This window comes from Saccharopolyspora pogona (assembly GCF_014697215.1).
GTDB lineage: Bacteria > Actinomycetota > Actinomycetes > Mycobacteriales > Pseudonocardiaceae > Saccharopolyspora > Saccharopolyspora hattusasensis.
The window spans coordinates 7,721,003-7,736,224 of record NZ_CP031142.1; the positions used below are offsets into that span (position 1 = coordinate 7,721,003).

Annotated in this window: 13 protein-coding genes; 12 read left to right on the forward strand and 1 reads right to left on the reverse strand. The window is 70.5% G+C overall.

Features of this window, described 5'->3' with window-relative positions; all coding sequences use genetic code 11:
* The first annotated feature begins 6 nt into the window (after positions 1-6).
* The 6 genes from argS to rho all read left to right on the forward strand — a co-directional run bounded on the left by argS (position 7) and on the right by rho (position 9,212).
* A complete protein-coding gene (gene argS / locus DL519_RS36415; protein WP_190824427.1) occupies positions 7-1,668 on the forward strand; it encodes an arginine--tRNA ligase in 1,662 nt (553 codons plus the stop codon).
* Positions 1,669-1,736: 68 nt separating this feature from the next.
* Positions 1,737-3,158 (forward strand): diaminopimelate decarboxylase, encoded by a 1,422-nt coding sequence (gene lysA / locus DL519_RS36420; protein WP_190821602.1) that lies wholly within the window; start codon positions 1,737-1,739, stop codon positions 3,156-3,158.
* The gene (locus DL519_RS36425; protein WP_190821604.1) at positions 3,155-4,459 is read left to right on the forward strand and encodes a homoserine dehydrogenase; all 1,305 of its coding nucleotides are present in this window, start codon (positions 3,155-3,157) and stop codon (positions 4,457-4,459) included. Before lysA ends, DL519_RS36425 begins: the two co-directional genes overlap by 4 nt.
* Positions 4,460-4,473: 14 nt before the next feature.
* Complete coding sequence (gene thrC / locus DL519_RS36430) at positions 4,474-5,544, forward strand: threonine synthase (protein WP_190824428.1); 1,071 nt, start codon at positions 4,474-4,476, stop codon at positions 5,542-5,544.
* On the forward strand, positions 5,541-6,467 hold the full coding sequence (gene thrB / locus DL519_RS36435; RefSeq protein WP_190821606.1) for a homoserine kinase: 927 nt from the start codon (positions 5,541-5,543) through the stop codon (positions 6,465-6,467). The genes thrC and thrB overlap by 4 nt, the downstream gene beginning before the upstream one ends.
* A 783-nt stretch (positions 6,468-7,250) precedes the next feature.
* Complete coding sequence (gene rho / locus DL519_RS36440; protein WP_190821608.1) at positions 7,251-9,212, forward strand: transcription termination factor Rho; 1,962 nt, start codon at positions 7,251-7,253, stop codon at positions 9,210-9,212.
* 123 nt (positions 9,213-9,335) lie between these two features.
* Here rho and DL519_RS36445 read toward each other — a convergent pair whose 3' ends face one another.
* The gene (locus DL519_RS36445) at positions 9,336-9,710 is read right to left on the reverse strand and encodes a hypothetical protein (RefSeq protein WP_223839974.1); all 375 of its coding nucleotides are present in this window, start codon (positions 9,708-9,710) and stop codon (positions 9,336-9,338) included.
* Between the two features lie 277 nt (positions 9,711-9,987).
* Between DL519_RS36445 and rpmE the strand changes: the two genes are divergently transcribed.
* From rpmE to DL519_RS36475, 6 genes are all read left to right on the forward strand, one after another.
* Complete coding sequence (rpmE, locus tag DL519_RS36450; protein WP_010305211.1) at positions 9,988-10,209, forward strand: 50S ribosomal protein L31; 222 nt, start codon at positions 9,988-9,990, stop codon at positions 10,207-10,209.
* 254 nt (positions 10,210-10,463) lie between these two features.
* Positions 10,464-11,528, forward strand: coding sequence for a peptide chain release factor 1 (prfA, locus tag DL519_RS36455; protein WP_190821611.1), 1,065 nt, complete (start codon positions 10,464-10,466; stop codon positions 11,526-11,528).
* A 137-nt stretch (positions 11,529-11,665) separates the two neighbouring features.
* Complete coding sequence (prmC, locus tag DL519_RS36460; RefSeq protein WP_190821613.1) at positions 11,666-12,538, forward strand: peptide chain release factor N(5)-glutamine methyltransferase; 873 nt, start codon at positions 11,666-11,668, stop codon at positions 12,536-12,538.
* 81 nt (positions 12,539-12,619) lie between these two features.
* Positions 12,620-13,270: an L-threonylcarbamoyladenylate synthase gene (locus tag DL519_RS36465; protein WP_190821614.1), complete on the forward strand. Its 651-nt coding sequence runs from the start codon at positions 12,620-12,622 to the stop codon at positions 13,268-13,270.
* Positions 13,271-13,416: 146 nt separating this feature from the next.
* Positions 13,417-14,589 carry a glycosyltransferase family 4 protein gene (locus tag DL519_RS36470; protein WP_190821616.1) on the forward strand — a complete coding sequence of 391 codons (1,173 nt, stop codon included), beginning with the start codon at positions 13,417-13,419 and terminating at the stop codon, positions 14,587-14,589.
* The gene (locus DL519_RS36475) at positions 14,586-15,062 is read left to right on the forward strand and encodes a hypothetical protein (protein ID WP_190821618.1); all 477 of its coding nucleotides are present in this window, start codon (positions 14,586-14,588) and stop codon (positions 15,060-15,062) included. The genes DL519_RS36470 and DL519_RS36475 overlap by 4 nt, the downstream gene beginning before the upstream one ends.
* Positions 15,063-15,222 lie beyond the last annotated feature (160 nt).

The window sequence follows — 15,222 nt, forward strand, 5'->3', positions numbered from 1 at the left end:
CATAGGGTGACTCCCGCCGCGCTCGCAGAACTGGTTCGCAACACCGCCGTCGAGGTCCTCACCGCCAGAGACCTGGACACTACGGTCCTGCCGGAGGCGGTGACGGTTGAGCGACCCCGCAATCCGGAGCACGGCGACTACGCGACCAACCTGGCCATGCAGGTCGCCAAGAAGGCCGGCGTTTCGCCGCGGGATTTCGCCGGCTGGCTGGCCGAGGCGCTGACCGGGCAGGACGCCATCGACTCCGTGGACGTCGCCGGGCCGGGCTTCCTCAACCTGCGGCTGGCCGCCGACGCGCAGGGCCAGGTCGTGCGCGAGGTGCTGAACGGCTCCGCCGCGTACGGCCGCGGCGACCTGTACACCGCGCTGAAGGTCAACCTGGAGTTCGTCTCGGCCAACCCGACCGGCCCGATCCACCTGGGCGGCACCCGGTGGGCGGCGGTCGGCGACGCGCTCGGCCGCGTGCTGGCCGCGCAGGGCGCCGAGGTGACCCGCGAGTACTACTTCAACGACGCCGGCGCGCAGATCGACCGGTTCGTCCGGTCCCTGATCGCCGCCGCGAAGGGCGAGCCCGCCCCGGCCGACGGCTACGGCGGCGACTACATCGCCGACATCGCCGCGGCCGTGCTCAAGGCCGCGCCGAACGCCATGAGGCTGCCCGAAGCGGAGCGCGACGAGACGTTCCGCCGCGTCGGCGTCGGGCTGATGTTCGACGAGATCAAGCAGAGCCTGCACGAGTTCGGCACCGACTTCGACGTGTTCTTCCACGAGGACTCGCTGCACACCTCCGGCGCGGTCGCCGAGTGCGTCGAGGAGCTCAAGAAGTCCGGTCACGTGTACTTCTCCGACGGTGCCTGGTGGCTGCGCTCCACCGAGTACGGCGACGACAAGGACCGGGTGCTGATCAAGAGCGACGGCGCGCCCGCCTACATCGCCGGTGACGTCGCCTACCTGCGGGACAAGCGCCGCCGCGGTTTCGACCTGTGCATCTACATGCTGGGCGCCGACCACCACGGCTACATCGCCCGGCTGACGGCGGCCGCCGCGGCGCTGGGCGACGACCCCGCCGTCGTCGAGGTCCTCATCGGGCAGATGGTGAACCTGGTGCGCGACGGTGCGGCGGTGCGGATGAGCAAGCGCGCGGGCACCGTCGTGACCCTGGAGGACCTCGTCGACGCCGTCGGTGTGGACGCGGCCCGATACTCGCTGATCCGGTCCTCCGCGGACTCCGCGGTCGACATCGACCTGGACCTGATCAGCAAGCGCACCAACGAGAACCCGGTCTTCTACGTGCAGTACGCGCACGCCAGGCTGGCCTCGCTGCAGCGCAACGCCGCCTCGCTCGGCATCGAGCGAGGCTCGGTGGACAACGCCGACCTGTCGCTACTCACCCACGAACGTGAGGGCGACCTGATCCGCACCCTGGGTGAATTCCCGCGCGTGGTGCGCTCGGCCGCCCAGCTGCGGGAACCGCACCGGGTGGCCCGCTACCTGGAGGACGTGGCCGCCGCGTACCACAAGTTCTACGACGCGTGCCGCGTGCTGCAGCCCGGTGACGACCAGGCGAGCCCGTTGACCATCGCGCGGCTGCAGCTGTGCGAGGCGACCCGCCAGGTCCTCGCCAACGGCCTCGGCCTTCTCGGGGTCAGCGCCCCCGAGAAGATGTAGGGCGCTGACGCGAGCCGATGTACGTAACAACGGCCTGTCCAGCGGCAGGCCGCGCGAAGGAGCTATAAATGCGCGCCCATCCCGCCGGGCCGCGGCACGCCGATGTCGTGCCGCCCGGCAACACCGCAGGGCCCGTTCTGAGCACCGCCGAAGAACTCGACCTGCTGCACCCGCACGTGTGGCCGCGCAACTGCGAGCGCGGCGCCGACGGCGTCACCCGGTTCGCCGGGATCGACGTCCGGGAGCTCGTCGAACGCTTCGGCACCCCGCTGTTCGTGCTCGACGAGGACGACTTCCGGTCGCGCTGCCGCGACTACGCCGAAGCCTTCGGCGACCCGGCCGCCGTGCACTACGCCTCGAAGGCGTTCCTGTGCACCGAGGTCGCCAAGTGGGTCGCCGAGGAAGGCTTGAGCCTGGACGTGTGCAGCGGCGGCGAGCTCGCCGTGGCGCTGCGCGCCGGGTTCCCGCCCGAGCGGGTCACCTTCCACGGCAACAACAAGTCCGTCGCCGAGCTGACCGCCGCGGTCGAGGCCGGGGTCGGTTCCGTGGTGCTGGACTCGTTCCACGAGATCACCAGGCTGGACCACATCGCCACCGAGCGAGGCGTCCGCCAGCACGTGCTGGTGCGCATCACCGTCGGCGTCGAGGCGCACACCCACGAGTTCATCGCGACCGCGCACGAGGACCAGAAGTTCGGTTTCTCGCTGGCCAACGGGCAGGCCGCCGAGGCGGTGCACCGCGTGCTCAAGGCCGACTCGCTGGTGCTGTCCGGCCTGCACAGCCACATCGGCTCGCAGATCTTCGACGTGGACGGCTTCGAGCTGGCCGCGCACCGGGTGGTCCGGCTGCTGGCGGAACTGCGAGAGGAGCACGGCGCCGACGCGCTCGCCACCGCTTCCACCGTGGATCTCGGTGGCGGTTTGGGCATCGCCTACACCGCCGAGGACGACCCGCTGCCGCCGGCGCAGCTCGCGGTCCGGCTGCACGAGATCGTCGGAAAGGAAGCCGAGAACGCCGGCATCCCGGTGCCGAAGATCGCCGTCGAGCCCGGCCGCGCCATCGTCGGCCCGGGCATGGTGACCGTCTACGAGGTCGGCACCATCAAGGACGTGGCGCTCGGCAGCGATGTGGAGCGCAAGTACGTGAGCGTGGACGGCGGCATGAGCGACAACATCCGCACCTCGCTCTACGACGCCGTCTACGACTGCCGTCTGGTGTCCCGCGGCGCCGGGGCGCCCGCCGCGCTGTCCCGCATCGTGGGTAAACACTGTGAATCCGGTGACGTAGTGGTGCGCGACAGCTGGCTGCCGGAGGACATTGCTCCAGGAGACCTGCTAGCGGTGGCCGCCACCGGCGCGTACTGCTACGTGATGGCCAGCAACTACAACCGCCTGCCCAAACCGCCCGTGGTGGCGGTTCGCGATGGTCAGGCGCGGTTGCTGCTGCGCAGGGAGACCGAGGACGACCTGCTCCGGCTGGAGGTTGAGTGATCCACGACCGTGAACCGATCAGGGTCGCGCTCTTGGGGTGCGGGACCGTCGGTACCGAGGTGCTGCGCCTGTTGCAGGACCAACCGGAGGAATTCGCAGCGCGCACCGGCGCGCCGATGCTGGTGACCGGGGTGGCCGTGCGCCGCCCGCACAAGCACCCCGACGTGCCCGAGCACCTGCTCACCACCGACGCGCAAGCACTGGTGGAGGGCGATGTCGACGTCATCGTGGAGCTGATCGGCGGCATCGAACCGGCCCGCAGCCTGCTGCTGACCGCGCTGAAGTCCGGCAAGTCGGTGGTGACCGCGAACAAGGCGCTGCTGGCCGAGCACGGCTCCGAGCTTTACGCGGCGGCCGACGCCTCGGGCGCCGACATCTACTTCGAGGCGGCCGTGGCGGGCGCGATCCCGCTGCTGCGTCCGCTGCGCGAGTCGCTGGCCGGGGACCGGATCAACCGGGTCATAGGCATCGTCAACGGCACCACCAACTACATCCTGTCGGCGATGGACTCCACCGGCGCCGGCTACTCCGAGACGCTGGACGAGGCCGGTCGGCTGGGCTACGCCGAGGCGGACCCGACCGCGGACGTGGACGGCTTCGACGCCGCCGCGAAGGCCGCGATCCTGGCCTCGCTGGCCTTCCACACCCGGGTCACCGCCAGCGACGTCCACCGCGAGGGCATCTCGGCGGTCACGCCCGGCGACATCGCGGCTGCGCGCACCCTGGACCGCACGGTGAAGCTGCTGGCGATCTGCGAGCGGGTGGTCGACGAGGACGGCACCGAGTCGGTGTCGGCCCGCGTGCACCCGGCGATGATCCCGCGCAGCCACCCGCTGGCCGGGGTCGGTGACGCGTTCAACGCGGTGTTCGTGGAGGCTGAGGCCGCCGGTCAGCTGATGTTCTACGGGCAGGGCGCCGGGGGGGCGCCGACCGCCAGCGCGGTGCTCGGCGATCTCGTCGCCGTCGCCCGTAACCTGGTCGTGGCGGGCAAGGGGCCCCGTGAGTCGGCGCACGCGCAGTTGCCGATGCGCCCGATGGGCAAGACCCCGACCCGCTACCACATCAGCCTCGACGTGGCCGACAAGCCGGGCGTGCTCTCGCAGGTCGCGGCCACGTTCAACGAGCACGATGTGAGCATTTCGGTGGTGCGCCAGCAGGGCAGGGGAGCGGAGGCCAGCCTCGTGGTGGTCACCCACACCGCGCCCGATGCGGCACTGAGGTCCACAGTGGACAAGATCGCGCAGCTACCGGTGGTGCGCGAGGTGGTCAGCGTGATGCGCGTGGAAGGTGAATCGTCGTGACGAACGTCCAGGGTATGCCGGTGCGGTCCGGTGCTGGGTGGCCTGGCCTGATCGAGGCGTACCGGGACCGGGTCCCGGTCCCGGACGGGGCGCGCATCGTGACCCTGCAGGAGGGCAACACCCCGCTGGTGCCGGCCCACCATCTCTCCGAGCTCACCGGTTGCACCGTCTACCTGAAGGTGGAGGGCGCCAACCCCACCGGTTCGTTCAAGGACCGTGGCATGACGGTGGCCATCACGCACGCCCTCGCCGAGGGCAGCAAGGCCGTCATCTGCGCCTCGACCGGCAACACGTCGGCCTCGGCCGCGGCCTACGCCGCTCGCGCCGGGCTGACCTCGGCGGTGCTGGTGCCGCAGGGCAAGATCGCGCTCGGCAAGCTCGCCCAGGCGGTCGTGCACGGCGCGAAGATCCTGCAGGTCGAGGGCAACTTCGACGACTGCCTGGAGTTGGCCCGCAAGACCTCCGCCGAGCACCCGGTGACCCTGGTCAACTCGGTCAACCCGGTCCGGCTGGAGGGCCAGAAGACCGCCTCGTTCGAGATCTGCGACGTGCTCGGCCGGGCGCCCGACGTGCACTGCCTGCCGGTCGGCAACGCCGGCAACATCACGGCCTACTGGAAGGGCTACACCGAGTACGCGGCCGACGGCGTGATCGAGCACACGCCCCGCATGTTCGGCTTCCAGGCCGCCGGTGCCGCGCCGCTGGTGCACGGCCAGCCCATCGCGCAGCCGGAGACCATCGCGACCGCGATCCGGGTCGGCAGCCCGGCGTCGTGGGCCGGTGCGGTGCGCGCGAAAGACGAGTCCGGCGGGCTGTTCGAAGCGGTGACCGACGAGCAGATCCTCGCCGCCTACCGGACGCTGGCCGCGCGGGAAGGCGTCTTCGTCGAGCCCGCCTCGGCGTCCAGCGTCGCCGGCCTGCTGGCCACCGCCGCGGACGGCCGGCTCCCGGCCGGTTCGGTCGTGGTGTGCACGGTCACCGGCCACGGCCTCAAGGACCCGGACACCGCGCTGTCCGGCATGGTCGAGGTCGAGCCGCTGCCGGTGGACCCCGGCGCGGTCGCCACCGCGCTGGAACTGGCATGACCGGACTGCCGGTATCGGCCGTCCGGGTGACCGTGCCCGGCTCCACCGCGAACCTCGGCTCCGGTTTTGACACCCTGGGCATGGCGTTGTCCTTGTACGACGCGGTTTCCGTGCGGGTCGTCGATGGAGCCGCGGGTTCGGCGTGCGTGTCGGTCGAGGGGCAGGGCGTCGCCGAGCTGCCCACCGACGAGCGTCACCTGGTGGTGCGGGTCATCCACAAGGCGTTGGCCGAACTGGGTTTCGCGGCACCGGCGCTGCGGTTGCACTGCCAGAACTCGATTCCACAATCCCGCGGGCTGGGCTCCTCGGCGGCGGCCATCGTCGCCGGGGTCGCCGCCGCCTTCGGGCTCGCCGGATTCGATTTGCGCGACAAGGAAAACGCCGACCGGGCGCTGCAGCTGGCCGCGGTCTGGGAAGGGCATGCGGACAACGCCGCGGCTAGCCTGTTCGGTGGATTCGTCGTCGCCTGGCAGGAATCCGGGCGCTTCCACGCGGTCCGGATGCGGCCGCACCCGGACGTGTCACCGATCGTCCTTGTCCCCCAAGAGGAGTCGTTGACGCACACCACCCGCGGTTTGTTGCCCGAACGGGTTCCGCACGCGGACGCGGCGTTCGCGGCCAGCCGTGCGGCGCTGGCGGTGCACGCCATCACCAGCGATCCGGCGTTGCTGCTGGCCGCCACCGACGACCGGCTGCACCAGAACTACCGCGAGCCGGCCTGGCCGGAAACCATCGCGTTGGTCCGCCGGCTGCGCGCGGCGGGCATCGCCGCCGCCGTGTCCGGTGCGGGCCCGACGGTACTGGCGTTCCCACCCGGCGGGGCGCTTCCCGCCGACATTGCGTCCGGCATTGCGCCGAACGGCTTCGACGAGCTGCGCCTTCCGGTCGATCCGACTGGCGTGCGGGTCGAGCCGCAGGCCTGACCCAGGGCCGTGAACCGTGCCGAAAAGCCCAGTTCACGGCCCCGGAACCCGGCGTCTTGCGGCCGAGTGGTACAAAGGAAGTGTCGTCGGCCGCTGGCAGCGGCTCCCGTTGGCTAGTTGTCGACGGCGTGATCTGCGACGGGCGTGCCACGCCCAGGGGGGGTTGTTGCACCCGAACTACGGGGCGTCTACCCTCAAGGTCAATCAGTCACCGCGCCCAGGGCGCCGGTGCCATGCCCGGGACATCGTTTTCCGGGGCGCATCTCCCGCTGTGAATTGAACTCCACCCGGCACGGGTGAAGATCAACTTAGCGAGTTCGGGGCGATCGCGGTGACAGAGGCAGGAGTTGTCAACTCAATTGAGTTCGCTTCGGGACGATCGGCGGTGCACATCCGTTGCCGATGTCGGGGTGGGGGCCTTAAATTCCACGGTGTGGCCCCCAAGGTGACCATGACGCCGGCTCGACGCCCCGTAGCTTCCCGGTTCTCCACCGGGGCGCAAGGTGAGTCGGGAATTCCTGGAATGAGGCGGCAGCAGGGCGTGCATCGGCATGTGTGGATCGGAGTGGATGCGTCGCACATGGACCACGCGAGCCGGGTACCTCCCACCGCCCGGTGCTGCTGGTTTCCCGAGCCATCGCCGAAATCGGTCGCGCCGCGTGCGCGGAGCTGATCCGAACCGGCAAAAGGGCTGGTAGCACACACCGGCCGCCCGCACTCCAAGAGCGGGCGGGCAATCCGCTGGGTCGCGTAGGAGGCGCGGTCCGGTCAGGAAGGACATTCGTGAGCAACACCGAACTGTTGAGCAGCGAGGCGACGAACGCCTCTTCGGCTGGCCAGCAGGAATCCGAGGCCAACGGCACCCCGCGGCGACGTGGCGGACTCTCCGGCATGGTTCTCGCCGAACTGCGCCAACTCGCGGGGGAACTGGGGATCGAGACTGGTGGTCTGCGCAAGGGCGACCTGATCGCCGCGATCAAGGAGAAGCAGGGCGGCACGACCGCGCCGCGGACCCGCTCCGCCAAGAAGAGCACGGCCCGCGCCGAGGAGACCCCGGCCGCCAAGGCCCACCAGCCGGCGCTGGACGAGACCGAGGCCGCCTCGCGCGAGACCCCGGCCGAGTCCGGCAGCGGCACCAACGGTGCCCCCACCCGCACCCGCGCCCGGCGCCCGCAGGCCGTCGAGTCCGCAGGTGAGGACGACAACCGGCGCGGTAACCGTCGCCGCCGTTCGCCCGGTCGGGCCGGCGTGGCCGCCGAATCGGGTGGTGCCGACGAGCAGCGCGGCACCGAGCGCAAGCCGGAGGGCCGCGACAACCGCCAGGAGCGGGACAACCGCCCGGAGCGGGACAACCGCCAGGAGCGGGACAACCGCCCGGAGCGGGACAACCGCCCGGACCGCGGCAACCGGCAGGACCGGGACCGCGACAACCGGCAGGACCGGGACCGCGACAACCGGCAGGACCGGGACCGCGACAACCGGCAGGACGACGATGATGACGAGGGCGGTCGTCGGGGTCGTGGCCGCCGGTTCCGCGACCGCGACCGCGACCGCCGCCGCAACCGCGGCCGCGGCGAGGGCGGCGAGCCCGAGGTCCGCGAGGACGACGTGCTGCTGCAGGTGGCCGGCATCCTGGACGTGCTGGAGAACTACGCCTTCGTGCGCACCTCCGGCTACCTGGCCGGCCCGAACGACGTCTACGTGTCGTTGTCGCTGGTCCGCAAGTACGGGCTGCGCCGCGGCGATGCGATCAAGGGCGTCATCCGGCAGCCCCGCGAGGGCGAGCAGCAGCGGCAGAAGTTCAACCCGCTGGTTCGGGTGGACTCCATCAACGGCCTGGAGCCGGACGCGGCGAAGAACCGCCCCGAGTTCCACAAGCTGACCCCGCTCTACCCGAACGAGCGGCTGCGCCTCGAAACCGAGCCGCACAACCTGACCGGCCGGATCATCGACCTGGTGATGCCCGTCGGCAAGGGGCAGCGCGCGCTGATCGTCTCGCCGCCGAAGGCCGGTAAGACGATGGTGCTGCAGGCGATCGCCAACGCGATCACCACCAACAACCCCGAGTGCCACCTGATGGTCGTCCTCGCCGACGAGCGTCCGGAAGAGGTCACCGACATGCAGCGCTCGGTCAAGGGTGAGGTCATCGCCTCCACCTTCGACCGGCCGCCGTCGGACCACACCACGGTCGCCGAGCTGTCCATCGAGCGGGCCAAGCGGCTCGTCGAGATGGGCCACGACGTGGTCGTCCTGCTGGACTCGATCACCCGACTGGGCCGCGCCTACAACCTGGCGGCCCCGGCGTCCGGGCGAATCCTGTCCGGTGGTGTGGACTCCACGGCGCTGTACCCGCCGAAGCGGTTCCTCGGCGCGGCCCGCAACATCGAGAACGGCGGCTCGCTGACCATCTTCGCCACGGCGCTGGTGGAGACCGGTTCCACGATGGACACGGTCATCTTCGAGGAGTTCAAGGGCACCGGTAACGCGGAGCTGAAGCTGGACCGCAAGCTCGCGGACAAGCGGCTGTTCCCGGCGGTGGACGTCGACTCCTCCAGCACCCGCAAGGACGAGATCCTGCTCTCGCCCGACGAGCTGGCCGTCACGCACAAGCTGCGCCGGGTGCTCGCCGCGCTCGACGCGCAGCAGGCGCTGGAACTCCTGCAGGACCGGCTGCGCAAGACGCGCACCAACATCGAGTTCCTGATGCAGGTCGCCAAGACCACCCCGGGCAAGGACGACGACTGACCGGTTCCCACCGGCTGTCCCGTTCCCGCCCGACGGCAGGGCCCGCACCGACCCCGGTGCGGGCCCTGCCGCTTTTCTGGGGGTGGGTGACAGGAAGGTTCCCATGCTCACACCTGCGCGACGTCAGGCTCGGGCGCACTCTGGGGTGTCCCGGTCGCGGTAGGCGCGGACCAGCAGGGCGGCCAGCAGCGCGGCTCCGACCGGGCCGACGGCGAGCGCGGCGACGACGGGCAGCTGCAGCCCGTCCATGGCGAGGGCGCAGGCCACCATCAGCAGCGGGTAGCTGAACCGCAGGCCGCGGCGCTGCCAACGGAAGTTCCAGCGGACGTGGCTCGCGGTGAACAGGGCCAGCCCGGCGGCGAACCCGAACAGCAGCGGCGCGGAGAGGCTCAGGTCCTGGTCGAGGCTCGGGTCGCGCACGAGCAGCACGTCGAGCAGGGCGGCGACCCCGGCCGCGCTGCATACGAAGAGCAGGGGCAGGAACACCCACGACTTCACCGTGAGCCTTCCCAGGACCGAACACAGCTGCACGCGTCGAGGATGGACGGCGTACCACCCCGGACGCACCCTCGGCCGGGGGTCGCTCGGCAGGCGGTTCGTTTGGTGCGTTGGGCGGTTGCGCGGACGCGCCGAAGGGCCCGGCGGAATACCGGATGGGCCCCCTGCGTTGCAGGTCACGAGCCCTGGTCTGGCAGAATGCAGGGTTGATCCGGCACCGGTTCACCGCGCGGCAGCGGCCGCGTGGACCCGGCGGCCAAGTAGAGAGGACGAGCCGTTGAAGAGTGGCATCCACCCCGAGTACGTGGTCACGCAGGTGAACTGCGGTTGTGGCAACAGCTTCACCACCCGCAGCACCCGCAAGACCGGCCAGATCACCGTCGAGGTCTGCTCGAACTGCCACCCGTTCTACACGGGCAAGCAGAAGATCCTGGACACCGGCGGCCGCGTGGCCCGCTTCGAGGCCCGCTACGGCAAGCGCCAGAAGGCACAGAAGTAGCTGCACCGACGGCGCCCGTCCCACGCGAGCAGCGCGGGACGGGCGCCGTCGCCACGTTTGGTGTCCGAACGCCCGCAGCAAAAGAAGTGTTCAAAAACCGATACGCGGCGCCGGGGCTGTCCTCGCGAGAAAAGCTCGGGGTGCGGGGGTCCCCGCAAGGCACTTCTGAGAACCCGCGGCGGTGCAAGTTGCTTGCCCCACCGCAAGCGGCTGACGCCGCTTGTTAAAGAGGAACCAGCGGAAGAGGGTCGCCAGTGGAGACATCGAAGCTCGAAGTGCTGCTCACCGAGTACGCGGAACTGGAGCAGCGGCTGGCCGATCCCGGCGTGCATGCTGACCAGGCCAACGCCCGCAAGCTCGGCCGGCGCTACGCCGAGCTCGCCCCGATCGTGCGCACCGCGCGGGAGCTTGACCAGGCCCAGTCCGATCTGGACACGGCCCGCGAGTTCGCCGCCGAGGACGCCGCCTTCGCCGAAGAGGCCGGCTTGCTCGCCGAGTCGGTCCCGGTTCTGGAGGCGAAGCTCACCGAACTGCTGCTGCCCCGCGACCCGCACGACGGTTCCGACGTGCTGCTGGAGGTCAAGTCGGGCGAGGGTGGCGAGGAGTCCGCGCTGTTCGCCGGCGACCTGCTGCGCATGTACCTGCGGTTCGCGGAGCGCCAGGGCTGGCGGGCCGAGGTGCTGGACAAGACCGAATCCGACCTCGGCGGCTACAAGGACGCCACGGTCGCCATCAAGGCCAAGGCCGCCACCAGCCCCGACGGGGTCTGGTCGCGGCTGAAGTTCGAGGGCGGCGTGCACCGCGTGCAGCGGGTGCCGGTCACCGAGTCGCAGGGCCGGGTGCACACCTCCGCCGCCGGGGTGCTGGTCTACCCAGAACCGGAGGAGGTCGCGGTCGAGGTCGACGAGAAGGACCTGCGCATCGACGTCTACCGGTCGTCCGGGCCGGGCGGGCAGAGCGTGAACACCACCGACTCGGCGGTGCGGATCACCCACCTGCCGACGGGCATCGTGGTGTCCTGCCAGAACGAGAAGTCGCAGCTGCAGAACAAGCAGCGCGCCATCCAGGTGCTCAAGGCCCGGTTGCAGGCGCTCGCCGAGGAAGAAGCCGAGCGGGAGGCGTCCGAGGCGCGGCGCAGCCAGGTGCGCACAGTGGACCGTTCGGAGCGCATCCGCACCTACAACTTCCCGGAGAACCGCATTTCCGACCACCGGGTGAACTACAAGGCCTACAACCTGGACCAGGTCCTTGACGGCGATCTCGATGCGGTGGTGACAGCCCTGCTCGCCGCCGACCGGAAAGAACGCCTCGCGCTTTAAGGCATGTTTCCAGGCTCGTTTTGCGTCGCGGTGCGAGTGGCGGAACCTCAGACGCCGTCTGGTCTGCGGGATCCCCGATTTAGCGGCTGGCGCCGCTTCAAGAGCAAAGACGAAAAGCAAGCATTTAAGCTAACCGTGTGACGCGACAGCCCCTACGCCTGGCCATTCTCGAGGCGGAACGCATCCTCGCCGCGGCGGGCGTGGCGAGCCCGCGCACCGATGCGGAACTGCTTGCCGCGCATCTGCTCGGGGTCGAGCGCACCAAGTTGATGATGGTGCCGCTGGTGGACCCGCCGGTCGTCCAGGCGCTGCACGATCTGGTGCGCCGCCGGGCCGCGCGGGTGCCGCTGCAGCACCTCACCGGTACCGCGTCGCTCGGCGCCGTGGCGCTCGAAGTCGGGCCCGGCGTGTTCGTGCCCCGACCCGAGACGGAACTGCTGCTCGCTTGGGGCCTGGCGACGCTGGAAGGCGTGGAGCGGCCGACCGTGGTGGACCTCTGCACGGGGTCCGGGGCGCTGGCGCTGGCGATGGCGAACGCCCGCCCGGACGCCACCGTGCACGCGGTGGAGAAGGAGCCCGCCGCGCTGGCCTGGGCGCGCCGCAACGCCGGCCAGCAGGCGCAGGCCGGTGACACCCCGATCCATCTCTACGCGGGGGATGTCACCGACCCGATGCTGTTCATGGAGCTGGAGGGCCTGGCCGACCTGGTCCTCTGCAACCCGCCGTACGTGCCGGACGGCACCCCGGTGCCGCCGGAGGTCCGCGACCACGACCCGCACCAGGCGGTGTTCGGCGGCCGCGACGGCCTCGACGTGGTCCGGCACGTCGTGGGCTGCGCGGCCCGGCTGCTGTGCCCCGGCGGCGGGGTGGCCATCGAGCACGACGACACCCACGGCGGCTCGGTGCCCGCTCTGCTGCGCGCCCGCCGCGTCCTCGAAGACGTCCAGGAGCACACCGACCTGGCCGGTCGCCCCCGCTTCGCCACCGCCCGCCGCACCCGGCCGGAGTGACAGGAAGGACGGATGCTGCCGGACGGCGATGAGCCGCACCACTCGAACGGGGCCGATCCCGGGCGTGCCAGGATTCGGGGTGTGAGCACCGTCTATGACTGCACCAGTCCGGACAGCCGCGAGGAAGGCCTGGCCGCTGCGGCCAACGCGGTTCGCGCGGGCGGGCTGGTAGTGCTGCCCACCGATACCGTCTACGGCATCGGCGCGGACGCCTTCGACTCCAACGCCGTGCACGCCCTGCTCGCCGCCAAGGGGCGCGGCCCGGACATGCCGGTGCCGGTCCTGGTCGGCTCCTGGTCCACTGTGGATGGGCTGGTGATGTCCGTTCCGCAACAGGCGCGCGCGTTGATCGAGGCGTTCTGGCCGGGCGGGTTGTCGCTAGTGCTGCCGCAGGCGCCGTCGCTGTCCTGGGACCTCGGCAACACCCGGGGCACGGTGAACCTGCGGATGCCGCTGCACCCGGTGGCCCTGGACCTGCTGCGCGAGGTCGGCCCGATGGCCGTCTCCAGCGCCAACCGCACCGGCCACCCGCCGGGCAGCAACGCAGACCAGGCGCGCGAGCAGCTCGGCGACTCCGTGCAGGTCTACCTCGACGGCGGCCCGTCCGGGGAACCCGTCGCCTCCACCATCGTCGACCTCACCCAGGGCAAGCCGCGGGTGCTGCGGGAGGGCGCGGTGAGCCTCGCCGACCTGTCCGAGGTGCTCGGCGAAGAGCTCGAAGCGGACCGGTGAAAGCGCCCCGGGCGCGGGCCGATAGCGTTAGCACTCGCCAGCCACAACGTGAACAGCGATGAGGAGCGCCGGGCTTGAGCAATCCGTTCTGGGGGCTGAACGCCGAATTCCCGCGGGCCTCGGCACAGCGCGGGTGAGCCACCGGTATGGACAATGCGCCGTGGGCTCCGGCCGGGCTACCCGCCCGTGAGTACCTCCTCGTCATGCTCACCGCTGCGGCGGCGACCTTCCTGCTGACCGGGCTGGTCCGGTTGCTGGCGATCCGCGTCGGCGCGGTCGCCTACCCCCGCAAGCGAGACGTGCACGTCAAGCCGATGCCGCGGATGGGCGGGGTCGCGATGTACGGCGGGGTGCTGGTGGCGATGTTCCTCGCCGCCAACCTGCCGACGCTGTCGCGCGGCTTCTCCTACTCCAACGACATCCTGGCCGTGGTCATCGCCGGGGGGCTGATCGTCCTCGTCGGAGCGCTGGACGACCGCTTCGAGCTGGACTCCCTGACGAAGCTGGCCGGGCAGGTCACCGCAGCCGGGATCCTGGTGCTCTTCGGTGTGCAGTGGTTCATGTTCTGGGTCCCGTGGGGTGGTGGGGACGAGGGCCACGTGGGTCAGCTGATGGTGCTGGGCAGCAACCAGGGCCAGCTGCTGACCGTGTTGCTGGTTGTCGCGATGATCAACGCGATGAACTTCGTGGACGGGCTGGACGGGCTGGCATCCGGCATCGGCCTGGTCTCGGCCACCGCCACCTTCGTGTTCTGCCTCGGCGTGCTGGACCGGCAGGGCGGCGACGTCAACGCCTACCCGCCTGCGCTGATCGCGGCCGCGATCGCCGGGGCCTGCCTGGGCTTCCTGCCGTACAACTTCCAGCCCGCGAAGATCTTCATGGGCGACTCGGGTTCGATGCTGATCGGCCTGATGCTGGCCACCGCCAGCACGTCGGCGTCCGGCCGGATGAACTACGCCTACATGAACCCGACCGACACCATCGCGCTGCTGTCGCCGCTGCTGGTGGTCGCGGCGGTGCTGTTCGTGCCGCTGCTGGACCTCATCATGGCCGTCGTGCGCCGCACCCGGGCGGGCAAGAGCCCCTTCCACGCCGACAAGATGCACCTGCACCACCGGCTCCTGGAAATCGGGCATTCGCAGCGTCGCGCGGTGCTGCTGATCTACCTGTGGGCGGCCGTCATCGCCTTCGGCGCGGTGTCGTTGACGCTGTTCAACGCGGTTGTTGTGGCATGGGTCGTAGGCCTCGGGGTGTTGCTGGCGGCTATCATCTCGGTGATTCCGCGAATGCGCACCCGAGCCGATCGAGAGTCCCGATGAGCGAAGCGACCGACGCGCCGACCCCCGCTGAGACCCCCGAGGCGGCCGAGACCGCGAACCCGCACGCGGAAATCGTGCGGAAGCTCGCATCGGCCATGCTGCGCACCGCCGTGTGGCCGGGTGTGGCGACGGTGACCATCGGGGCGATCGTGGCGACCGTGCTGCTCGGGGTGCCCGGGCTGATCGGTGCGCTGGTCGGCGGCGTCGTGGCGTTCGCCTCGTCGCTGCTGACGATCTGGCTGATGCGGTTCACCGGTGGCATGAACCCGCATTTCGTGATGGTCGCCGCGCTCGGCGGCTACATCGGCAAAATGATCGTGTTGCTGGTGGTGATGACGCTGCTGGGCGGCATCGACGCGATCCACCGGGAATCGCTGGCATTCACCATGCTGGCCACCGTGATGGTGTGGGCGGGCGCCGAAGTGGTGGCTTTCAAGCGCACCAAGATCCCCACCATCGTGCCGGGGAACTGATCGGTTTCGGCGGGATTTCCCGGCGGTCGGCCGTTGGCCGGATGGTGGTGCCCGACCACATGTCGGGTGGCTACTTACCCGCTGATATCGTCCCGCGGCAGAAGCCTTCCCTGCGCAGCGCGGGTCGGAGGACTCCACGGAGGTCCTGCGATCCCACGCG